Origin of the sequence: Mesomycoplasma ovipneumoniae SC01, from assembly GCF_000218525.1 — a bacterium.
Taxonomy (GTDB): Bacteria; Bacillota_I; Bacilli_A; order Mycoplasmatales; family Metamycoplasmataceae; genus Mesomycoplasma; species Mesomycoplasma ovipneumoniae_A.
The window spans coordinates 1-24,689 of the sequence record NZ_AFHO01000002.1; the positions used below are offsets into that span (position 1 = coordinate 1).

16 protein-coding genes are annotated in these 24,689 nt (G+C 28.4%); 10 read left to right on the forward strand and 6 right to left on the reverse strand.

What is annotated here, in order from left to right; translation table 4 throughout:
• Positions 1–1,295: 1,295 nt before the first annotated feature.
• Positions 1,296–2,678, reverse strand: a complete 1,383-nt coding sequence (locus tag MOSC01_RS0100215) for a DUF2130 domain-containing protein (protein ID WP_010320821.1) — start codon at positions 2,676–2,678, stop codon at positions 1,296–1,298.
• A gap of 139 nt (positions 2,679–2,817) precedes the next feature.
• On the opposite strand from MOSC01_RS0100215, the gene MOSC01_RS0100220 reads away from it, so the two are divergent.
• The 6 genes from MOSC01_RS0100220 (at position 2,818) to MOSC01_RS0100255 (ending at position 13,228) form a co-directional block, all read left to right on the forward strand.
• Complete coding sequence (locus MOSC01_RS0100220) at positions 2,818–3,153, forward strand: hypothetical protein (RefSeq protein ID WP_010320822.1); 336 nt, start codon at positions 2,818–2,820, stop codon at positions 3,151–3,153.
• A gap of 202 nt (positions 3,154–3,355) precedes the next feature.
• The gene (locus MOSC01_RS0100225; protein WP_010320823.1) at positions 3,356–5,872 is read left to right on the forward strand and encodes a ribonuclease J; all 2,517 of its coding nucleotides are present in this window, start codon (positions 3,356–3,358) and stop codon (positions 5,870–5,872) included.
• Between the two features lie 3 nt (positions 5,873–5,875).
• Positions 5,876–8,719, forward strand: coding sequence for an excinuclease ABC subunit UvrA (gene uvrA, locus MOSC01_RS0100230; RefSeq protein WP_010320824.1), 2,844 nt, complete (start codon positions 5,876–5,878; stop codon positions 8,717–8,719).
• 679 nt (positions 8,720–9,398) lie between these two features.
• On the forward strand, positions 9,399–9,974 hold the full coding sequence (locus MOSC01_RS0100245; protein WP_010320827.1) for a hypothetical protein: 576 nt from the start codon (positions 9,399–9,401) through the stop codon (positions 9,972–9,974).
• Positions 9,975–10,049: 75 nt separating this feature from the next.
• The gene (locus tag MOSC01_RS0100250) at positions 10,050–10,862 is read left to right on the forward strand and encodes an MAG4940 family membrane protein (RefSeq protein WP_010320829.1); all 813 of its coding nucleotides are present in this window, start codon (positions 10,050–10,052) and stop codon (positions 10,860–10,862) included.
• Positions 10,863–10,882: 20 nt separating this feature from the next.
• Positions 10,883–13,228 carry an MSC_0775 family lipoprotein gene (locus MOSC01_RS0100255; RefSeq protein WP_010320830.1) on the forward strand — a complete coding sequence of 782 codons (2,346 nt, stop codon included), beginning with the start codon at positions 10,883–10,885 and terminating at the stop codon, positions 13,226–13,228.
• A 685-nt stretch (positions 13,229–13,913) separates the two neighbouring features.
• Here the strand turns inward: MOSC01_RS0100255 and MOSC01_RS0100260 are convergent.
• The 5 genes from MOSC01_RS0100260 to MOSC01_RS0100280 form a co-directional block, all read right to left on the reverse strand.
• A complete protein-coding gene (locus tag MOSC01_RS0100260) occupies positions 13,914–14,393 on the reverse strand; it encodes a PTS sugar transporter subunit IIA (RefSeq protein WP_010320831.1) in 480 nt (159 codons plus the stop codon).
• Positions 14,394–14,425: 32 nt separating this feature from the next.
• Complete coding sequence (locus MOSC01_RS0100265; RefSeq protein ID WP_010320832.1) at positions 14,426–14,716, reverse strand: PTS sugar transporter subunit IIB; 291 nt, start codon at positions 14,714–14,716, stop codon at positions 14,426–14,428.
• A 157-nt stretch (positions 14,717–14,873) separates the two neighbouring features.
• Complete coding sequence (locus MOSC01_RS0100270; RefSeq protein ID WP_010320833.1) at positions 14,874–16,613, reverse strand: PTS ascorbate transporter subunit IIC; 1,740 nt, start codon at positions 16,611–16,613, stop codon at positions 14,874–14,876.
• 65 nt (positions 16,614–16,678) lie between these two features.
• The gene (locus tag MOSC01_RS0100275) at positions 16,679–17,740 is read right to left on the reverse strand and encodes a phospho-furanose lactonase (RefSeq protein ID WP_010320834.1); all 1,062 of its coding nucleotides are present in this window, start codon (positions 17,738–17,740) and stop codon (positions 16,679–16,681) included.
• Between the two features lie 921 nt (positions 17,741–18,661).
• The gene (locus MOSC01_RS0100280) at positions 18,662–20,494 is read right to left on the reverse strand and encodes a P68 family surface lipoprotein (protein WP_010320835.1); all 1,833 of its coding nucleotides are present in this window, start codon (positions 20,492–20,494) and stop codon (positions 18,662–18,664) included.
• Between the two features lie 138 nt (positions 20,495–20,632).
• Here MOSC01_RS0100280 and MOSC01_RS0100285 point away from each other — a divergent pair, with 138 nt between their 5' ends.
• The 4 genes from MOSC01_RS0100285 to MOSC01_RS0100300 are packed head-to-tail and all read left to right on the forward strand — an operon-like array spanning position 20,633 to position 24,108.
• Positions 20,633–21,793 (forward strand): ABC transporter ATP-binding protein, encoded by a 1,161-nt coding sequence (locus MOSC01_RS0100285; RefSeq protein ID WP_010320836.1) that lies wholly within the window; start codon positions 20,633–20,635, stop codon positions 21,791–21,793.
• A complete protein-coding gene (locus MOSC01_RS0100290) occupies positions 21,780–22,709 on the forward strand; it encodes a carbohydrate ABC transporter permease (protein WP_010320837.1) in 930 nt (309 codons plus the stop codon). Before MOSC01_RS0100285 ends, MOSC01_RS0100290 begins: the two co-directional genes overlap by 14 nt.
• Positions 22,693–23,532, forward strand: coding sequence for an ABC transporter permease subunit (locus MOSC01_RS0100295; protein ID WP_010320838.1), 840 nt, complete (start codon positions 22,693–22,695; stop codon positions 23,530–23,532). Before MOSC01_RS0100290 ends, MOSC01_RS0100295 begins: the two co-directional genes overlap by 17 nt.
• A 9-nt stretch (positions 23,533–23,541) precedes the next feature.
• The gene (locus tag MOSC01_RS0100300) at positions 23,542–24,108 is read left to right on the forward strand and encodes a YigZ family protein (RefSeq protein WP_010320839.1); all 567 of its coding nucleotides are present in this window, start codon (positions 23,542–23,544) and stop codon (positions 24,106–24,108) included.
• The last annotated feature ends 581 nt before the right edge of the window (positions 24,109–24,689 follow it).

A 24,689-nucleotide genomic window follows, 5' to 3' on the forward strand; every position in this document is an offset into this window, starting at 1 on the left:
TGGCCAAAGATAAAGTACCAAAACTTAAAAAGATTTTGAATGCTTTTGAAAAATCAGGTTTGGAGATATTTTTTTTCAATATTTTACCCCACTTCTTTTTGTTATTCCAGATTTTTTTAATACAAATCGATATTAGATTGGTCCAATTAGATTAGGAGCAAACTAGAAAAATTAAATTAAATTATACACTAAATTAATGTAAAAACGCAGATAATTATCATTTTTCTATATTTTATTTTGAATTTCACTGTTATTTTTTCATAATATGTTAATTTTTTTCAGAAAGATCCTTAATTGTGTATTTTTTGTTTGTACGGAGATTTATTTTCCCGCAGTGCTTGTCAAACTTTTTATCCATTTTATAAGGTTTTTTTGTGAATTTCTTATTAAATTATTATCATATACGTCTTAAATTCATCTAAATTCCTTGCAAAATGCAAAATTGGGATTTTAAGCCTTAAATTCAGCAATTTTGATCTATTTAGTTTTTTTAACTGTCAATTTCTATTATTTGATTTTAACACAGCTTTTTGATTGTGTCTGAAATTAATATATTAATTTATCAAATATTTTAATTATTATTTTATATGAAAAAACTCCGCGGTTAACGGAGTTTTTTCATATGGTGGAGGTGCGGGGATTCGAACCCCGATCCAATTAAAATAATTTATTGGAGTCGACAGTTTAAATTTCATTATAAAAAGGTATTTATAAAGGTATAAAAATATAATAATTTATAAAAAAGAATAAGAATATGTTAATAAAAAAGAATAAGAATAATAAGAATTAAGAATAAAGAATAAGTTAAGAATAAGAATTAAGAATTAATAAATCAAAGGAGTTAAATAGTCCTGTATTTTAAAAATGTATTTGAAAACCAAAAACATATATTTACTAACTATTTTAGTACTTACAGGGAAAACTTAATATATTGAATTAAGGAAGATATATTATCGAAATAAAAAACTTATAGGTTTTATTATGAATTAAAGTGTTGCAAAATTTAATTGGGTATTCATTAATGAGTGATTAAATGTTGCATCATCATTAGCTTTAATTGAATCTTTTGCGTTTAGATTTACATTAGTATTATGGTCTACCAAACCACTGCATCCAAAAAATTTTTTTAATTGTCAAAACCAGAGTCACCCCCATTTATGTTATAGCTATTTCAAAGTATTTATAGAAATAGCTATGACACATTATAACATATTTTTTAATTGGTATTAAAAAAAAAAAAAAAAAATATTTTAACTACATGGATTCGAAATTAATATCAATAATCGGTTTTTAAATTATAAATTGGGATTATTTTTATTAATTTTGTCAATTTTTTCAGTTATTTTAGTAATTTTAAATGCATCAATTTTTTGTGTTAAATTATTTAAATAGCCTTCGACAATTTTATTAAGGTTCTCTTGAATTTCGCCAGCATCCTTGATAATTCTTTCTGCTAATGATCTACTTTTTTCTGCTTTAGTGTTAATTTTGTTTATTGATGCTTTTAGTGTTTTTTCTTTTCAGTCATCAAACTTTTGAATGATTTTACTTGCATCTTCAAGACTTTGACTTTGAATCTCTAATTTATTTTCTTTTAGAATTATTGATTTTAAAAGCATTAAAAGCGCTAAATAAAAATGTGGACGGCAAATGAAAATTTTTTCATAATTAGGGGCGACATCAATTGTAAAGTATTTTTCAGGTTCAAGTTCTGTTACTAAAATAGCATAGCTAGCATTTTTCTTTTTACGGTCTTCCTCAATTTTTTTGAAGAAATCTTTGTTTTTTTGTTTTCCAGATTTTTCTTTTGATTCAGATTTTGCTTCTAAAATGATTTTTGTTTCAACATTTCGACTTTGATCATTAATTGTAAAAATAAAGTCGGATTTTGTTGCTTTTTCTCCTGGTTCACCCTTAATATTTACGGTATCTTTTTTTAGTTCAACAACAACTGAATCATTGTCATCTTTACCAAAAGGAAAAACATCTCTATACCTTTCTAAAATTCAGTTTTCTAGATTTTCTCCTATTTGTTTTGAACTAATATTTTTATATTTATATTTATTTAATTCCTCTTCTAGGTCATTTATTTTGGTATCTTTTTCGTTAAGAGAATGTTCAAATCCTGCTTTTACATCAGCGGTTGTTTTTTCACGCACTTCAGCTATTTGTTCCAGCCATTTTTTCTCGGTATCTTGCTTAAATTGCTCGTATTCTTTAGATTGAACAGATAAAAATTTCGCTTCCTTTTCTTTAATAGCGCTATTAATTGTGCTATCTTGGTATTTTTCCATACCATTAATTTTTTCTTGCAGTTCTTTAATTGTTCCTTGCATTTCAGCGATTGTAATATCTTTTTGACCAATTTCTTCCGAATGTTTTAAACTTAAGTCTGATTTTACCTTATCATTTTGGCCTTTTAATTTTCCAATTTCCTCTCTAAGATTTTTATTTTCCTCTTTTATTTTTTTAATTTCAACATCATTTGCATAAATATCGTTGCGAATTTGGATAGTATATTCACTTAATTTATTTTTTGTTTGATCGTCTATATAATTTTGTACTTCACTTACAAGGGAAAATCAATCACCTTTCTTGGCATCCTCTAGAAGTTGGTATGTTAGTGTTTCTTTATTAATTAATTTGACTTTTATTTCATTGTTTTTCTTTATTTCCATAGCATAATTAATTTTAACACATATTTAAAAATAGGCAAATTTTTCAAATTAGATAAAAAAATTAAAAATGTGGTATAATTAAATCTTAGTTAATTTAAGAACGACCTTAAATTAAAACAGTCAAGCTAATTATCTTAAAATGAAAAATAAAAAGAAATCAAAAGAAATTCACTTTGGTGAATGAGATCAAATATTAAATTTAACTCAGAGTCAAAAAAATAATATTTTTTCAAATTTTGATTTTGATGATAAAATAAGTTTTGACTTTCATGGTTTAGACACTCAAAAAACAGTAGCAATTGTTGAAAATTTAATGTTTGAATTTAGAAAATCCAATAAAAAATGTATAAATCTAATTTCTGGTGTTGGTTTAGGACATGTTCGTGAGCAAATTTTGGATAGTTTATCATTTTATTCTAACGAATTTGTAATTGGGTTTGAAAATCAAGGTCTAATTCGTGTTTGCAAAAAGTAAATTTTCGAAAAAACTAAAATTTTGTTAAAATTTGTTTTTATTTAAATTCAAATGAAAGCAATCTAATTTTTAGTCTAGCAGTTGTCACTAAAAATTATTGTTAGTTTGAAAATCATTTTTATAATAAATAATTCATTTTTATAAATTTAGAATTTATTATCTTTTAAAAAATATAATATTTGATAATTATGACAGGAAAAATATGCCACTAACTACTAACCCAACCCGTTTTTTTGGTCTTGGCGGAATGCAAGAAATTGGGAAATCAACGCTTATAATTGAAGATAATTATGATATTGTAATTATTGATGCTGGTATTAAGTTTGCTAACCTTTTTTCGACAGGAATCAAAGGAATGGTTCCAAATTACCAATATCTTTTAAAAAATCAAGCAAAAATTCGCGGTATTTTTATCACCCATGGTCATGAAGATCATATTGGCGGAATTGTTTATCTTGTTCAAGAAGTTCAAATTAAAAAAATTTTTGCCCCAAAAATTGCAATTGAATATTTAAAAGCCAAATTTGTTGACCATAAAATTAAAAAGGAAATTGAGTTTGTTGAAATAAAAAAGGACGATGTCTATTATTTTGAAAGTTTTAAAGTCGACTTTTGAACCGCTCAGCACTCAATTCCTGATGCCTTTGGTGTTCGAGTAACTTCAAAACATGGCTCAATTATGTGTACTGGTGATTTCCGTTTTGACTATACACCAATTGGAAATTACACTGATTTTGATAAGTTAAAACAAATCGGGAAAAACAATCTCACAGTACTTTTTTCAGATTCAACAAATGCAATGCGGCCAAACCACTCACCCTCTGAGCGTGACATTCTTGCTGATATTGAAATGCATATGCGTGCGGCAACAAGAAAAATTATCATTACCGCATTTGCCTCAAATTTAACAAGAATTAAGGCACTAATTGAAATTGGAATTAAATTAGATAAGAAAATTCTTGTCTTTGGGAGATCAATGGTAAATGGGATTAATATTGGTCGGCGTTCTGGCTATATTAATGCTCCTGATGAGGCTTTTCTTGGTAAAAATTTATCAGGTGTTGAAGAAAATCAAATGCTAATTTTAACAACCGGTTCTCAAGGTGAACAACTAGCTGCTCTTGATCGAATGTCAAACAAAAAACACCCTAAAATCAGTATTGAACCTCGTGATATGGTTATTTTTTCTTCATCGCCAATTCCAGGAAACAAAATTAAAATTGAGCATTTAATTAACCGACTTTATAAATTAGGCGCAATTATTAAAGAAAACGGGCCTGATGGTTATCTTCATACTTCAGGGCATGCTTATAAATCTGAACATGAAAAAATTTTCCAACTAACAAAACCAAAATATTTTTTCCCTTATCATGGCGAATACCGAATGGCTCTTGCTCACTCTCAGACGGCAATTGAATCTGGGGTTAATCCAAAAAATGTAATAATCCCGGATAATGGTGAAGTTTTTGAAATTGTTAATCAAGAAGTTCGTAAAACCAAGAGAAAAATTCCGTGCGAGCCTATTTACATTGATGGAGATACAATTTCACGTGATAATTCGCGGATTATAAATGAACGTCAATACATGCGTGAAAACGGTGTTGTTTTTATTTTTGTCCCTTTTGATAAAAAAAATAATGAAATTAAAGGTAGAATCTCGATTATTACAAAAGGTGTCTTTTCAATTCGAACAGGAAGTCCAATTATTGCCGACATTAGGCGAATTAGCTATTCATCAATTCGCTTTTTTGTGCAAAAAGATCCAAACTGATCAATGCCACAATTAAAGCAACTCTTAAAAAATCGATTGGGTTCATATTTCCATCGGTCAAAACGTTGAAATCCAGTTGTTTTGTCAAAATTTATTTTTGTTGATGAAAAATTTGATTTTTTAGCCAACTATGAACAAAAAGAAGCAGAAAAATTTGTTGATTATAAATCAGTGCAGACAAAATTAGCAAACCCAGTTAATAAAAAAGTTAACAAACCAAGTTTAAATAATAAGTCTTCTAACACAAATCAGCAAAAAAATGGCAATTCAAGCGAAAATGTAGCTGTTAAGCCGAACAATTTAGACAAAAAAAATCTAAATTATTATAATAAGCAAGAAAGTACAAATGAAAAATTAGCCAAATCAAGTAAAAAAAATATTCCAAATAAAATAGCAAAAAAATCACTAAATTCGCAAAATATTCTAAAAAATGAGGCTCAAGCTAACTCAAACCACGAAAAAACTTTTGCTAATAGTGAGTCTTCTCTAAATAAAAGAACACGGATTCAATCAAAAAAACCTGATTATTTGACAACAAATTCAGCCAGTTCTGGGGATAATTTAAATAGTAAAAATATTCATCCAAAATCTAGAAAAAATCAAAATACAGCAAATTTTAAACAACTTTTTCCAAAAAATATAAAGCAAAATCCTGTTGCTTTTTCAAAAAATGCTGATAATGATAATTTTGAAAACTTAAATTATCGTAATAAAAAATATAATAAAAACAGTAAAAATTTAAATCCAAATTTTGTTAAAAAGCAAGCGTCTCACCTTAAAAACACTAAAATATGCCCGGTTTTTTACCCTAAAAGCCCTGATTCTACGCATGTAACTTTTCATAAAAAGCCAATAACAAGCAAAAAAAATTATAAAAGCCAAAATTTGAATGATAAAATTGGCAAATCTGAAAATTCAAAACCTAAACAAACAACAGAAAGCAATTAAGAAATGTTAAAAAATAAAGACACGCATAATTTTATTTACATCAAAGGTGCAAGTGAGAACAATTTAAAGAATTTTGACCTTGTAATTCCTAAAAATAAATTAGTTGTCTTTACTGGGGTTTCAGGATCAGGAAAGTCATCTTTAGCATTTAATACGATTTATGAAGAAGGAAAACGACGTTATATAGACTCTTTAAGTTCATATGCGCGACAATTTTTAGGCGGGACTAAAAAACCAAAAGTTGAAGCTATTTACGGACTTTTGCCAACAATTTCTGTTGAGCAAAAAACAAGTCATAACAATCCCCGCTCAACTGTTGGAACAATTACCGAAATTTATGACTATTTTCGGCTTTTATTTGCCAAAATTGGTAAACCTTTTTGTCCTAATCATAAAGCTGAAATTGTTCCTCAAAAAATTGTTAACATTTTGAATTCAATTTTGTCACGGCCAAAAGGTACTAGAATTGTGATTATGGCTCCTGTTGTTCAATCTGAGCGCGGATCTCACCGAAATTTAATTGAAAATCTTAAAAATCAAGGTTTTTTACGGCTTAAAATTAATGATGTTACATATTATCTCGCAGATGAAATTAACCTTGATCCAAAGCAAAGACACACAATTTCTGTTATTATTGATAGATTTATTCTTGATGATGATGAAGAAACTAGACTTCAATCTTCACTTGAATTAGCATTTCAAATGGGAAAAGGAATTGCTCTTTGTGAGTTTGACAATTCTGAAGTAGTTAGATTTTCAAAATTACAGGCTTGTCCTTTTGGAGATTTTGAAATGCCAAGTCTAGAAAATCGACTTTTTTCATTTAATTCACCTTATGGAATGTGCAAAACTTGTAAAGGATTAGGGACAAATTTAGAGGCTGATTTTGATCTTGTTGTTCCTGATAAAAATTTATCTATTAATCAAGGTGCCATTAAATATTTTGGAAAATCAATAAATACAAAATCATTAGAATGGCAAGAGCTGCAAATTTTGCTTGAGTATTTTGAAATTTCGCCTGATAAAAAAATCAACGAGCTTACTAAAAAAGAGCTTGAAATTATCAATTATGGCTCAAAAGAATCAATAAATTACTCGTTAGTTTCCGAAAGTGGAAAAAGATATGATTATTTTCGGCCAATTGAAGGTATTTTAAGTCGAATCCAGCGTAAATTTTGGGACACAACTAGCGAAGATCTTCGTCTCTGATTTAAAAAAATGATGTCCGAATTTTTGTGTAGCACATGTCAAGGCGCTAGATTAAATAATTATGCTCTTGCAGTAAAAATTGAAAATTATAATATTTTTGAATTATCGCAGCTGTCTATTAAAAATCTTATTGAGTTTTTTAAGAATTTAAATTTATCTGACTTTGATCAACAAGTTTCTAAATTGATTCTTTCAGAAATTCGCGATCGACTTTCTTTTTTAGACAATGTTGGACTTTCATATTTGAATTTAAGCAGATCAGCAGCAACACTTTCTGGAGGAGAATCGCAAAGAATTCGGCTTGCAAGTCAAGTAGGATCGCAATTAACTGGGGTACTTTATGTTCTTGATGAACCTTCAATTGGATTACATCAAAAGGATAATGACAGATTAATTGCAACTTTGAAAAAAATGGTTGAAATTGGTAACAGTTTAATAGTTGTAGAGCATGATCTTGAGACTATTTTAGCTGCTGATTATTTAGTTGATATAGGCGCTAATGCTGGTGAAAACGGTGGGTATTTAGTTGCTGCCGGAAAAATTGAGGACATTGAAAACGAACCAAAATCGATTACAGGGCAATTTTTAACTAATAAATTAGCAATTCCAGTCCCTAAAAAACGTCGCAGTGGTAATGGTAAATTTATAATTATCGAAAAAGCAAGAGAAAATAATTTAAAAAAAATCAGTATAAACATTCCTTTAGGTAAATTTGTCGTTATAACAGGGGTATCAGGTTCGGGTAAATCAACATTGGTAAATCAAATTTTGGTTAATGGGATTGCAAAACACCTGGGCGGAACAAATATTCGTGTTGGGAAATGTGATGAAATTAGGGGACTTTTTAATATTGACAAATTAGTTGCGGTCAATCAAAGCCCAATTGGAAGGACGCCTCGCTCAAATCCAGCGACATATACATCTGTTTTTGACGATATTCGCGAGATTTTTGCAAACACCGAGCAAGCAAGATCGCTTGGATTTTCTAAGTCAAAATTCTCATTTAACTTGCAATCTGGAAGGTGTGATAAATGTCAAGGCGATGGGCAAATAAAAATTGAAATGCATTTTATGCCCGATATATATGTTTTATGTGATAACTGTCAAGGGAAAAGGTATAAGCCTGATGTTCTGCAAATTCGTTTTCACGGTAAAACTATCGCAGATATTCTCGAATTAACAGTCTCAGCGGCACTTGAGTTTTTTCATAACTGGCCAAAAATTGTTACAAAATTGCAAACTTTGGTTGACGTTGGTCTTGGATATATAAAATTAGGTCAATCAGCAACAACACTTTCAGGTGGTGAAGCTCAAAGAATTAAATTAGCGACATTTTTACAAAAAAAACCAACAGGAAAGTCACTTTTTGTTCTCGATGAGCCAACAACAGGGCTGCATAATTATGACGTTGCAAATTTAATTAAAGTGCTTGATAGAATAGTGGATAATGGCGATAGTGTCGTGATTATAGAGCACAACTTGGATGTAATTAAAGTTGCAGATTATATTATTGACCTAGGACCTGAAGGCGGACAAGAGGGAGGAAATATTGTTGCAAAAGGAACTCCGGAGGCTGTTGCAAAGGTAGAAAAATCCTACACTGGCGCTTATTTGAAAAAGATTTTAAACGTTAAATAAGCTCCTTAATAGAAAAACCACCAAAAAAAGTTTTGGTGGTACAGTTTTTTGCTTTAACTACAACTGCAAAGTCAGAGAAGTTCATTTGAGCGGTTTGAACATAACCAAAGCATAACATACCTAAAAGGTAGCTCAAAGGTAATTATACATTATTTCTTAAATTTCAAAAATAATTTTTTTTTTTTTTTTTACAGCAATTTTGCGGGTTAATGAATAAAGGCTTCTAAAACAAATAAAAACCCGCAAATTTGTGGGTTTTTGAATAAAAAATAATCAAATTGAATTGCTAATTGCTGAAAAATAACGGTCATGATTTGGCAAAAATTCAAATTTTTGCAACAACAACATTTTTACAAACCCAAATTAGTAAAATCCAGTCAAAATTCCTTAAGTAACCTTTATTAATTAGCGGCTGTTCTTTTTTAATTGTAACTAAAAAAAATTATGATCAAATTGATAAGGCAACTATCAAATTTTTATCGTGGATTTAGATAGAGAAGATTCTTGCAGGTGATAAAAAAATCTCTACTTGAGAGTATATAATATTAAAAAGTGATTATTTTTTACTTTTTGGTTAACAAAATGAAATTTTAATAGAAAAATATAGTAATACTTGCATAATTATTTTGCTATAATTTTATTTGCTTACTACTTACTCTAATAAAAAATAGGAGAATATTTGAAAGTAAAATTAAAAATTTTCATAGGCTCTAGCATGAGACTAGCTCCTATGTCTTTTTTGGTTGACTGTGGATTTCAAAGTAATGATGATGAAATCCTTTTTAGAACTTCTCAAGGTTTGCCAGGACCACTTATGCAAGCTTTGACGGGAGAAAATCAATTGGTAACATATTATAATAAAATCTTGAAAAATAATCAAGATTTTGTTCGACTTAAATCTCAAGTTAACCAAGAAAATCTTAACAAACTAAAACAATTAGAGCAAAAATACTTGCAAGAAATTAATCATCAAGAAAACAAAAAAGGAATCAGTGTAAAACAAACAGACAGTAGTAAGATTCACTGAGATCCTTATTTAAAAGCGCTGAATTTAGCAAATTCAGTAATTATTTGGCTGAAATCAATGTTGAATTTTCTTAAATCACAAAATACTAGGCTTGTTTGGAAAACTAAAAACAAAAGTATAGCACAAATTTCTAAAAAAATTAAAGATGTATTAGTTCAAAATACTGCTCTTAAAAATCCAATGATTACTGAAGCCAATAAAATTCTAGAACAATTGACGGTAGCATAAAATCTACTAATTAGTCAAAAAAGTCTATAAAAATAGACACTTTTTATAAAAATGATTAACTTATAAGGTTAGCTAATGACAAAATTTGAAATCCTTTCTGTCTTTTGAGATACTAGAGTTGCCTTTATTGAGTTTTTAGGATCAGTGCTTTTAATATTTTTCTTTTTGACATCAAAACATATTGTACATCAACTAAAGTCAAATATTTTTGTTTCAAGTTTTCTCTATACTCTTTCATTTTTTTCAGCACTTTTTATTGCTCAGGCAGCTTCTGGATTTTTATCAAATTCAGATATCAAACCGTTTTTAATACCACAAATTGTCATATTTGAATCAATTATCAAAGGTCTGACAAATTCATTTACAGGAACATTACTTTATCAAGGTTATTTTTACATTTTTGGCAGTCAAATTTTAGGTGTTATTTTTGGTTATTTGACCTTCTTCTTGTATACAAAAATGGTAAAAAATATCACAAAATATAAAGAAGATTTTCACAAAATAGTTATGGTTAAAAAGGCCCCTAAAATTAGCACTTATTTGCAAAAAGAAATCTTTTTTGGTTCATTATTTGTCTTTATTTTAATGAGTATTCCAAGAATTCCTTTTAGTGCAAATTTAACTTTATTTGATCATCAGATTGTTTTATTTATTTTGTTGGTCTTTTTCTTTATTATTAACACTAATACCGGTTTTATCAATTTTAATTTATGGTCAACTTTAGTGATCATACCTTATTTAGCAATAAGAAAAATTAATAATTTTAGTATTAGACTTTATTTGTGGCAAATCATTATTAACATACTCACAACTATTTTAATACCCGCGATTTTAAGTCTAATCTTTTTAGGTATTGCCAGTTCTTCAAACTTAAGTTTTAATTTATAAAATCTAACAAAGGAAAGAAAATGTTTAGAAAAAAATACAAAAAACTATTTTTAGGTGTACTGACTTCTGCTTTGTCCGTCTCTGTGGTGGTTTCTTGCGGAATAACTAACAGCGCTAATTTATTTACAAGTTCTACTAATTTAGAATTAAATAAAAGCCACCCTTACTATTCAATTTATGAACCACAATTTAATATTGATTTATTTAAAACTAATAATTTAGAACAATTTTTAACAGCAGAGTTTGCTAAAGTACCTTATCAAGTCCAAAATTCTAACTCCAAATTAATTAACATTAATCAAGACTTTCAAGTATCACATATTGCAGACTTACAACAAATTAATTCTAACAATCAAATAGTTCAACCAACAGTTGAAAATAATACTTTAACTTTAGATCAACCTAAAGTTGAAATCAAAAATTTCAAGCAAAATAAATTGGCAAATCGCTTCATCAAATTAAATTTAGATGCACAAGGCTTAGAATCCAAAGCTAAACAAATCAACTTGAACCTAAATAATTTCTATTATGAAATAAACTATAATCAAATTCAGGAAAATAATGATGACACAAGAATTTTAGATGTTCCAATTACTATTAGATATTATAATGCTGATGACAAACAAAACCCTTACAAGCGAGAAAATTTTATTACAATTTATAAACAAATTAGCGGTTTTGCCCCAAATAAAGCAAAGCAAGATAATATTAACAAAACCAAAATGATTAGCAAAATTGACTATAAAAATAAGACTAATGTTTCTATTTATGGTGCTCTAGAAAATTTAAATTCTAAAGAAGAAATCAATGGTGAGACTGATACTTTAATTAGAACTAAATATCTTGATAAACAACTAAAAGATATTGATTTGTTTACAGTAGAAATTCCTCAAGATAGCAAAAGTCAATATTATTTAAAAGATGCTAGGCTAGGCGGTGATCTAAAATCTATTTTAGTGACTGTTGTCACAACCACAGGTAGTGGACAAAATGCTTACAGTACAGAAAAAGTCTATAAAATTGAAGGCTTTAAGCAACTAGAACAACAGGAAGTCCAGCAACTATTTAAAAAATATTTAAAAGTTCAAGTTAAAGGTGGAATTAGTTTTTTTAACTATGATTTTGCCAATGTCAATAAAGATGATTTTGTAACTAACTTTGATCAAAATAGCTTTTTTGATATTAAAATTAATATTTCAGAAAAAACTAACGATACTAGTTTAGCTCCATACACAACTAAGGCTAAAATTAGCTTTAAATCAAAAAGTTCTATTTTCAAAGATTTTGAAATTGAGGATTTTGAAATTGGAGTACCAAAATTTGTTTCTTTATTTGATTCTTCAACCTCATTATTAAATAAAAACCAAATTTTTTCACCTTATAATGCTTCAGTTTATATACCAGAATTAGAAAGAAGAAATATTGGCGAAATTAGCAATAGTGTTAATGAAGAGAGCAAATCTTTTGTGACTTCTGGTGGTTACAAAGAATTTCGTACTTTCTACACTGATAATAAATTAACTCAGGCCGTTCACTATGGTGAAGATGTCTTAGTGCCAAGCGGTCTACCACTAAAAACTTTTTCTAAATCAAAATTACTAGGGGCTTACTACTTACCAAATCAAGGGGCCGCTGAAGGAATTGGAACTACCGTTGCATTACAAGTTGATATTAAGGACTTAGAAATTAGCCAAGAAACTAAAGACAAATATTTGCGTAATGTAGATGCTGTTGTTTTCTTTTTTATCCACTTAGACAATAATACACTTTCACTTTTAGGCCAAACAGCGCAAGTTGAACAAGGTAATAAAAATAGCTCAAGAATAGCAACCTATCTAAAAGATGCTAGTCCGATTAATCCAAAAGAATTAGAAAAAAATACTACTTTTGGTACAATTGGACAGATGACTAACAATGGTGGTTGATCACCACACGTTCACATCGAAGCTTATCCAATTCGATATGAAATCAAAAATGGTAAAAAAGTATTTGCGGAAAAATTTTTAAATCAGAAATATTTGCTTGAACAACAAAGAAATATTAGAATAGCACCAAACCGTATTAATAAATATATCAATGTAGACGAACAAAATAAGCAAATTATAAACTTAACCAGTCTTAAAGCTGCGGGTGTACAAATTGATCAAAGCAAAGACATTAACTTAGTTGATAATAGCGGGAAAGATACTAAAAAGCTTGACACACAATTTAAGGGTTATAAAAACAGAGATTACACAAAATCAGTCGAGGATTTATTTATTAGAAATCAGGCATTAGATCCAAATATATTTTTCCAATTTCGTGATGATAAATCCTCGCGAGTAAGACTGGATAACTTATTTACAAAAGCTAAACAAAATAGTTAAAAACCAAAAGATAAAAAAACACAAAGTTCGCTGTTGAATTTTTATCCCGAGTTTCCAAGTTTAATGATAAAATCTTAAAAAGTGTCCGGTTTAAACTTTTTTTGGCAAACTCGGAAAAAATAACTATTAAAGCAAAAACTAATTATTAATCAAATAAAGAAAACTAAAAAAGCTAAAATTTTAGCTTAAAAAGCAAAATTATAAAATATCTAAACTACCTTTTTTAGTTAAAACACTGACAAAGATCATAAAAATATACAACTACTATTTAAACTCAATGTAAAAAGAAAACTCGTTTTTATTTAAATTGAGCCTAAAAAAATATATGAAGTTTTGAAAGAACAGTAATTAAAAGCCTTAAATTTATAGATTTCTAAACGGTTAAATTTAAGGCATTCCATTATATTTAAAGCCATAATGGAAAAAATGGCATTATCTGAGTTTATTGCACCAAAAACATAATCAAGTCCTCCTTAATTCTAATATCAAAAAAATTTATTCTTTTATTCTTAGCGTGAGTTTTATTATAACTCAAAATTTTTTTAAACCAAGCATTTTTTTTTTTTTTTTTTCAAAAGGTTAATTTTAAAATAATAAAAAACCCCTCTGGCTAAAACTCAAAGGGGTTTTTTACCTAAAAACCAACAAATTTATCAGTTTTTAGGTTCAAATTTTAAAGAAAAAGTTATGAATTAAGGTATTTTGAAAAATCAACTTTTTCCAAAACGGCGATTATTTCTTCTTTTGATGTAGCTTTAATAATTTTGTCAATATTTTCAGAATTTTCAAAAGCGGCAACTATTTGGGGCAAGGCAACTGCGGTGTGAATATCTGCACTTGTTGCACCAAGAGTTATTAAAATTTGAACTGGACGGCTATCTTGGTCAAAATAAAAAGGTTTATCAAAGACAACAAGTGAAAAACAGTCTTTAAATACGTCTTTTCCAGCTTCAGCATGAGGCATTGCAAGAAAAGGTCCAAGTATATAATAAGGTCCGTGTTCAATTGTTGAGTTGATTATCGAGTCAATGTAATTTGGGCTTATTAATTTTTTTTCAACAAGCGGTTTACATGAGACTTCAATTGCTTCTTGCCAGGTTTGGGCTCTTTGATTAATTAAAATTGAGTCATTTTCAATTAAATTTGTGAGTAAATTAACTGACATAAGATTTTCTCCTAAATCAAAAAAAGATAAATCTAAACAAGTTGCTCAAGAACTGGACTTAATGCGGTTTTAATTTCATTTTCGTCCATTAAATTAGTTACGCCAACAATTTTAGCTTTTTGGTTTTGATTAAACTCGCTAACAAGGTGTTTTGAGGCGATAATTATATCTACTGAATTTGTAAGTCCTTTTGACTGACCCATTGAAAGGGCTTCTACAGAAGCATCAACCCCTAATTCTTTTACTATTTTTTGAACTTTCAACTTAATTATCATTGAAGTTCCCATTCCATTTCCACATGCAGCGACAATTTTTAATGACATAATTACTCCTTTATTTAATGCAGCAAACAAAAATAATTTTTACTATAATTTTAAAATTATATAACAATTTTGCAAAAAACAAATAAAAAAATCCTGGTTTTTGCAAGAACCAAGATTTTTTATACTAAAAATATAAAAATTTGAAAAACTTAATAAATTAGGCTTCTTTTTGCACTAAATCAACATTAACTTTGAGTAATTTTTGTAGTCATGTTTTTTTAGTTTGTTTTGTTGAATCAACTCCTTGACCTAAAAGAATTAGACCAATCATTCCAACAAAAACAGTAATTCAACCTAAAATATAGTGGAATTGACCAATAATTAGACTAAGTCCGAAGAAGAGGTTTCAGTCACCCATTCCTAAAAATCCGGTTGTAACTGGATTTTGACCAACTGGAATTCCAACATCAGCAATATTTTGGATTAATTTTAGACCAAATGAAATTACAATAATTTCAAAGAATCCAATTATTGCTGGAACAATAAATGCAGCTTTTCAACCTCCTGAGGCATTAGCATAAACTCCCATTGCTCCTGAGTTGAAAAAGAGTGTAATAAAGAGTGGAATTGCGACCAAAGAATAATTGTTTCCAGGGATTGCAGCAAGTCCAACTGCGATAAAGACAGCCAAAAATTGCCCGAAAACTCCACCAAGGAATCCGTAAGTAACGGCATTAATTGAAAATCCATAAGTTGCGGCAATGTCAACAGCAACAACAGCACCAGGAATTACTTTTTCAGAAATTCCGTGGAATGACTGTTGTAATTCAGTAACAAACATTCTAACACCAGTCATAATTGCAATTAAGGAAGCAATTATGTTGAGTGTTCCTCCTAAAATTAGGAAGACAAAGTTTGCCCCACCAAATGTTCCATTTCAGGTAGCACCGATTTTTTCGGCTTCCCCAGTAAATCCACTGTATGTATCATTAACAGTTTTTTCTAATCCATGGTAACCAATAATTATCGCAAATAAAACTACAAAGAGAATGAGAATAATTATTGTTTGGGTAAAAATGTTGTCTTCAAAAATTTTGAGTGATTGAGGTAATTTACGATTTTCAGCACTATGTTCTTTATTTCCAAAAAAGCGACCCATTTTGTAGCTAGTAAATAAAGTAAGCATTTGTTGGTGCCCAACGGCAAAACCAGCATTTTGGGTAACTAGGTTAGTTATTTTCAAGGTTGCAACCGATGAAGTTGCTCAGTAAATTCCTAAAAATAGACCCGAAATTATCACAAGTCCGGCTTGAGATCCAGCAGAAATTGCCCCATCATCAAGCAATGGAATTGAACGGAATAAAATTACATATAAAAGTGCAGTTACAACTGTTGATTGCTGAAGCATAATATGTCCAGTAATAACAATTGAATTTGTGTTAGTGAACCTTTTTGCTAAAACCATTAAAATATTAACAATAAAGGCAGCAATAAAGGTGAATGATGCTAAGGAAAGAAAGTCATTTGCCTTTCCAAAGCTTGTTTGAAGAAAATTGCTTGCAGAAGTCCACCCTAAATAAGGATCAAGCGGAACAACACCACCGGATTTAATACCACTAATTGCGCCAAAAACTGGAGCAGCTAGTCGAATTAGAGCACTAGCTCCAATTGATAAAAGGAAAATTCCGATAGCTGTTTTTAGCGCCCCAAGAATTGCATCTCTGGCACCCCGACCTAAAACAAGATAACCAACAAGCACTAATGAGCCAAGCAAAAGTGCATTTTGTCTTAAATAGTTATCAAGATAAACTCTTCGAACAAGAAAAACAAGGGCGTCTGAAAAACTCTCGCGGTTATGTCCCATTCGCACACCGAGCGTGATCCCGATAATTAAAAGGTTAACTGCCAAGAAAATAAGCAGGCCAAAAAGTAATTTATTTTTTTTACTAAGTGACATTTTATTTCCTTTCTTAAAATTTTTTAAAGTTTAAACTAATAAATAGTAATTAGAATTTAAAATCGCTAGATTTTAAAAGTTTTTTTGAGTTCTAGTACGTACTCAGGAAGAATTGACGGGTCAAATTTTCGCGGCTCATCAAAGGTCAATATTTCAGCAGGATTGTTAACTAGAATATCATCAATTGCTTCTTGACTAACACCAACTTGTCTTAAAAGTGGAATAAATCGATCAAAAAGATAGGTAAATCCAAAGCTCATTTTCCCTTTTAGCATCCCGTAGTTTCTCTGGTATAAAACCCGACCTGCATCAAGTGATAAAGTAATATGTTTTTGGAGTCCAAGATCAACTAGATATTTAATATTTTCAGCTAAGGTTGCATCAGTATAATATTTAACACGATCAGGACCATCAAAACATAAAGTTACACCTAATTCCTTAATTATTTTTGCATAATAATATTTATCAGGATTTTTATTTAAGTGTGAAAGTTGAATTTTTCGAGGATTAGCACCAAAATCAATTAAATATTTAGCAGCCTCATAAGCCATTGTTCCTAGTTGGGTGTGAACCAAAATTGGTGCACCGGTTTCAATTGAGGCTCTTGCGGCAACTTCAAGTGATTTTAATTCGAGGCGATCAATTGCACCATAACCTGTTCCGGCTTTAATTATTCCCGCTTTTGCCTTTGAACGTTTAACAACTGGGCCAGAATAATTATACTCATCCATTCCTTGGGTTATTTCAGCAACGACCATTTTTGTAATTTCATCAGTTGGAACAAGAGCAAGTCAAGAAGCGCCTTTGTCATAAAAAGCGGCCTTGTGGAAACCGGTGGACATAATAATATGCACTTTACCAGCTAATTCCTGGGCGATTTCGAGCATGCGATAAACATCTCTACCAACATTTGGCGGATCCATTGTTACCAATGTTTTTCCGCCGCGAGCTGCAAATTCGAGCGATTCAGCAATTGCAGCTTCGTTTGAAAGCATCACAAAATCAGGGTGTTCGTGAGCTTCAGGACCATAATTTTTAATTAAATGATCATGACAATCAACAATACCTAACTCTGAGGGGTGAATATCACCTAAGACAGTTCTTGAAAATTTTTCCGTTTTTTGCATTAAAAATTTTTTTTCCTTTCTTTAGTTTTAAAGTCAAACACTTAACAAATAAAATTTGTTTTTAATAATTTAATTATGATTTAATTATACCATTTTTTTAAATGAATGTGAAAAAAGCAAAACAAAAAATGTTTTGCGATTATAAATAACTATATTAAGCTTCGTTAAGCTTCTTTGAAAAGATATAAATTCCGTATTATTTTAACAAAAAAATAAAAAATAAAAAATAAAAATTTTGCGAATTTTTTCTGAGTTTCCCAGTTTGATGCCAAAAATTCACTTTTAGTGAATATAAATACGTAAAAATACCGGTAAATCCGGGTTTTTTGACGTTAAAATCTTAATTTTTATTATTTTAAAATAAGCTTTTGCAAAAAAAAAAAAAAAATGCTTGGTCTAAGAAAAAATTATGTTATAATGGATCTCACTTAAGAATAATTAATAAATTTTGATATTGAATTAAGGGGGAATTAGTTATGTTTTTTTGTCTAAAAAAATCAGAAAATGCGAATTTTCCATTATGTTTTTAATATAATGGAATGCCTTAAATTTAACCGTTTAGAAATCTATAAATTTATGGCTTTTAATTATTGTTCTTTCAAAACTTCATATTTTTTTTAGGCTCAATGCAAATAAAAACGAGTTTTCTATTTGCATTGAGTTTAAATAGTAGTTGTTTTTTTATCCATAAATTGATTTTGTCAGTGTTTTATAATAGGTAATTAACTTTTGCCAAAAAAGTTAAAAAGCACGAAAAACCGGACAATTTTTAAGATTATCTCGGCAAATTGAGAAACTCGGAAAAATATATAAAGTGCGTATTATTTAAAGAAAAAAATAAAAACTAAAAATTTTGCGAATTTTTAGTTTTTACAAACAGCAGAATTTTTAATTTTTTAAAATTACCGCTAATTTAAGTTTTTATTCGTTAATTAATTTTAGTAAATTATCAGAACTTTTGGTTTCACTGTTTTCAAATCTTGTTGATTGAATTAGTGAATCTGTAATTATTGCCGAAATTTTTGCTTCTTTAAAATTACCATTATCACTTAGAATTTTAACTTTGGATGCATCTTCTTTAAAAGCATTAAGCATTGATTCCATTGAAATTATAACTGATCTGAGGTTTGCCATTTTTTCATACAAACTTCAGTCGATTTTTTTGGCATCTTCACCAACTAGTTCAATACTTTTTTTGTTTTTAGATTCAAAGTCAACAATTTTATCATAGTATTCTTGATATTTTTTCTTTACTTGTTCCAATTTTTCTTGAGTTACAACCGCTTTTGTAGGAAGGAAATAACCAGTATTTTCCATTAAATAATCAACATTATCGACCATTTTTCCGGGTGTGTCAATATCGTTTTGACCAGTAAAGAGTCATTCTAAAAATTTAACTGCCGCTTTATTGATTTTCTCTGTATCAGTTTTAATTGGAATTAATGACGATCCACCTGAGTTATAAACAAAAAATGGAGAATCTTTGCGTGACTTTAATGGTTGGTTTGTTGTAAAGACGTCATTAAATGTTGCAAAACCTTTGGCAAGTTCAGGGTTTTTATCTGCAAATAAATTACGGGTTGTTGCTGTATCAATTGATTGCTTAATTCCAACTCCAGGAACGTATCCAAAAACGGTACGGTATTGAAGAATATCATGACTTCCTCATTCACCAATGCTGTTTTTTGCTTTAAAGTTTTTAAATTGAAATGCTTGCAAAATTTTGGTTGCTTGACCTACTTTTTGTTCGATTTTTTTGTTAGTTTTTGTAAGTTTATCGTAAGTTTTTTTAAATTCATCTTGTAAGGATGTATCTGTAGCAATATTAAAAGTTAAATCTTTACCTTTTGGCTCTCAGAATTTTTTACCTGATTTTGAAATAATATTTTTGTGGAAAATTAGACCTGAATAATCAATATCAAAAATAGACGCATTTTCTGTATTTTCATCAAGTTTTGCATCTGCTTTTAATTTGGCACCGTCAATAAATTTAGTTGAAAATTCAAGCGCTTCTTCAATATTGGAAAAAGTATCATAATTTACGTTCAAATCTTTGAAAACATCGGCAGATTTTACTTCAAGATTGCTAAAAAAACTGTTTTCAGGAGTCGAATTTCCTTTCTGAGCTGATTCTTGTGCTTTTTTGTAAATTTCGGTCGACTCATCAACTTTTCCGCCACCTTTTTTTACTAAATCAAAAATAATTCGTAAATTATCAAGGTTAAATCCAAGTGCATCAACATCATTTACGTTAAAAGGAATGTTATAAAACTTATTTTCACCAAAATTAAATGAATTGTATTTTTCTACAATTTGATCAGTGAATATTCCTGGCTTCAATTTATCGCTTTTTATTTCTAAAAGTCGATTACGTTCTTGTAAAACACTCGCTGTTGAAGAGTCACCTAAAACAATTGAAGGAAGTTGATCTGAATTTGTGTCCAGTAATTTTTTAATATTTTCGGTTGTTTCTTGTTGAGTATTTGCTTTTGCTTCATCACTCAAAACAAGTCTAACTGGCGCAAAATCAGGGTCATTTTTAAACTTTTGGTTGTAATAAGGGATTAATCCCTTTTCATTTTTACCATAAACATTAAGTCCAAAAATTAATGGTCAAAAAGGACCTTGACTTGTTGTCATAACAACTTGAGTTTTTGGATCAATTGTATTTTCACTTACTCCACAAGCGGTCGCAATTAAGAAAAGGCTTGGTGAGAGAACTAAAAAAGGTTTAAAAAATTTTTTAAAATTCATATATTTCTCACTTTTTCTAATTTTATGAAATTTTTTTCAGAAATATTAATAATTAAATATTAGTTATTTATAATTTTAATAAAAATAACTATACAACATTTAGAAAAAAATTTTTAAAAAAAGGTAAAATTTTTTAATATGAACCACTTAACAATTGCTATAAGTATTAAAAACCTAGTATTTTCCTACGAGAAAAAGGCTTTTATTAAAATTAATGAGCTTGAAATACCAGCAAATAATATTATTACAATTTTGGGGCCTTCGGGTGCGGGAAAGTCCACTTTCCTTAACATTTTAGCCGGTTTTTTGCCAGTAAAGTCAGGTATTGAATATCATGAAAAATTCAAAAACTTTGGCTATATAATGCAAAAAAACAACTTATATGAAGAAATTTCGGTAAAAAAAAATCTTTGGATTAGTGCTAAAAATTCGCCTGAATGAACTTCTAAAGTATGAAAATTGAGCTCGGAAAATTTCAAAAAAGATAAAAATAGTCAAGATTTTAGCGGCTCTATTGGAAATTTACTTTCAAACAAATCTACTTTAGGCGTAGAAAAGGTTATAAAAAAATTCAAATTTTACTTTTATATATTGAAAAATATAAAATTTTATATTTTTTTCCTTAAATTTAGAAAAAAATATTTCGAAAAAGAAGTCCTAAATGTCTTAAAAGCACTAGAAATTGACGATATTTTCTTAAAAAAAGCCAAAAATATTAGTGGGGGTCAACAACAGCGCGTGGCTTTTGCCAAATCAATTATAAAAGGGGATAATTTAGTTTTAATGGATGAACCTTTTTCATCACTTGATGCTAAAATTAAGGAATCAACTATTAAATTATTACTTAAAATCAAACAAGAATTTAACATGACAATAGTTTTAGTAACTCACGACCAAACTGATGCAATGAAAATTAGCGACAAAATTATTCTTTTAAATAAAGGGGAAATTTTGCAATACTCTAATCCAGAAGAACTTTTTGAAAACCCTCAGTCTATTTTTGCCGCAAAATTTATTGGAATGCCTGAAATCAATTTTATTGAAAAAAAGGGAGAAATTGAATATTATATCCGTTCTAAATACATTAAAATTTCAAGCCCAACTGAAACAGCAAATGGAAAAGTTTTTTATAAAAAAAATATTGCCGATAATTTTTATTACCAAATTCGTGATACAGAAAAAAATATTGACCTTGAAATTATAAGTCCTATTGATATTCAAGGTGAAAATGTAGAAATAGAATATAATAAAGATAAAATTTTTGCTTTTGATAAAGGCGGAAATCGTGTTAAAGGTTAATAAAGAATCCATAACAACAGTGTTTTTTCACAGAAATACAAAAGCAATCTTGCTTATAAGTCCACTTTTTATTTTTCTTTTTGTTTTTTCAATCTACCCAATTCTGGATTCCTTATTTAACTCTTTTAATGTTGGGAATGGCGCAAACAAACATACTGGATTTGACAATTTTAGAGAACTGTTTGCAAAATCAAATTTTAATGATGCACTAAGAAACAGCACTTTATTATTTTTTATTAGCTCTCCGATTGCACTTTTTCTAGGATTTGTTATTGCAATTTTGCTCTCAAAACTTAAAAGTAAATTTCTTAGAATGTTAATAATAAGTGGACTTTATTCCCAGTTTTTTATTTCATCTTTTGCAATTGGAACTGCTTTTTCGTTCCTTTTTGGTAATAAAAATGTTTTTGCAAAAATGCTTAATCTAAATTTTTCATTTGTCGGTGGAGACAATAAAATTGATTTAATTTGACTATATTTAATTTATCAACTTTGAAGGGCAATCCCTTTTAATTCAGTGCTTTTCTTTTTTGCAATTTCTAGCATTCATACAAAATATAAAAAAAATTTACAAATTGACAGAATTAACCTAAAAGATAAAATTTTTAACCTTTATTTTAAAGAAATTGGTAATCAATTTTTAGTTATTTCATACACAAACTTCATTTTTGCAACAATGCTATACCCAAATGTTATTACAGGCGACATAAATTTAGATCTAAATAAAGGCCACACTCTTGCTTCATATATTTTATCTTCAAGTGATAATTCAGGACTCCAATCTGCCGTGAGTTTAATTACTTTCTTTTATCTTTCAGCGGTTTTTTCAACCTTTATTATTTTTAGACCAAAAACATGGAAAAAAATATCAAAACTTATTAAAAATAAAAGGGGTAAAAATGTCATTAAAATTTAATTTAAATAGTTTTTTTCTACAATTTTTGCTATTTTCCTTTTTAATAATAGTGCTTATTTTTTTCCTGTTTCCTTTATATTATTTAATTGTAAATGCTTCCTTGCCTAATGAATTACAAGATAATCCTAATTTGACTTTGAAAATAGGCTCAAATTTACTTGAAAACTTTCAAAATTCCATTAATGATAATTTTTGAATTGGAATTACCACTTCAATTTTTGTAATTATGCTCATTAATTTTTTTAGAATTATCCTGTATTCACTAGCATCTTTTGGACTTTGAATGGCAAAAAAAAGACTGAAATTAACGTTTATTTCTCTTTTTGTGGCAATTTCTTTTATTCCAGAAATTAGCATTTATATTCCACTTGCAAGAATTTTAAATAACAATCAATTAATAACAAATTCGCCGGTTTTTGCCCTCACAGTTAACCAAATTTTTTCCTTTTTTAACTTTTTCTATCTTTATAAAAGTATTAACAAAATTGATAAAAAGCAGCTTTTACTTGCAAGAATTGATAATTTATCAACTTTTTCAAAGATTAAATTGATAATTTTTCCAAAAATAAAAATTTCCTATTATTTATTAATTATTTTTACAACAATTCAAGCTTGAAACGACTTTTTATGACCAAATTACATTTTTTCAAACCGATCATACCAGACAATTTCAACTTGATTTCAGTATTCAGGCCAAACTAGCCTTGGATTTTTGCAAAACATACAAGCTGCAGGCTCACTTTTTACAATAGCTGTTCCATTGTTTTTTTACATAATTTTTTCCAAATTTATTAATAATGCAACGGCAAACAATATTAAATAATTTTGAAAAATGCAAAAAATTATCACAAAAGAAGCTGTTTTTGAATTAGAAATCAAAAAATCTAAATTTATTTCTTATAGTTTCATAATAAAATCAAAGGAACATTCAGAAGCGCTACTGACAAAAATTCAACAAGAAAACAAGCATGCAAGTCATATTGTTTATGCCGTTTGTTTTGATTTATATAATTGTAAATTCAGTGATGCAAATGAGCCAAAAGGTTCAGCAGGATGGCAAATTTTTAACATTTTGCGAACAAAAAAAATTACTAATTCATTAATTATTGTTGTCAGGCACATGTACGGATCCAAATTAGGGCTAGGTTTATTGCAAAATAGTTACAAAAAAGCAGCAATTGAAGTATTAAATCTTAGTTTGGTTAGCGATTTTAAAATTTCTTATCGTTATTTATGTGAAATTGACTTGGAAAAAATGAACTGGGTACTTCAATTAATAAAGAAAAATGGATGTACAATTGAAAAAAAAGAATTTGGGCTAAAATTAAAAATTGAATTTAAGTGTCCTTTAAAATTAGAAGAAAATTTTGAGCTAAATTTTAAGGAAATAATAAAATAATTTAGTTGAAAAAAATTATTTCCTGATTTTACCAGTTCGATGGCAAAAATTCACTTTTTTGTGAATATAAATATGTAAAAATACCGGTAAATCCGTGTTTTTTGACTTAAAGTCTTAATTTTAATTGTTTTAAAATTAACTTTTTACAAAAAAAAAAAAAAAAATGCTTGGCTTGAAATAAAATTGTGTTATAATAAGACTCACTTAAGAATAATTAATAAATTTTGATATTGAATTAAGGGGGAATTAGTTATGTTTTTGTCATAAAAAAATCAGAAAATGCGAATTTTCCTTATATTTTTAAATATGATGGAATGCCTTAAATTTAACCGTTTAGAAATCTACAAATTTAAGGCTTTTAATTATGGCTCTTTCAAAACTTCATATATTTTTTTAGGCTCAATTTAAATCGAAATGAGTTTTCTATTTGCATTGAGTTTAAATAGTAGTTGTATTTTTTATGATTTTTGTTGTTTTACCATAAATTGATTTTCGCCAGTGTTTTAACTAAAAAAGGTTGTTTAAATATTTTATAATTTTACTTTTTAAGTTAAAATTTTAGCTTTTTTAGTTTGCTTTAT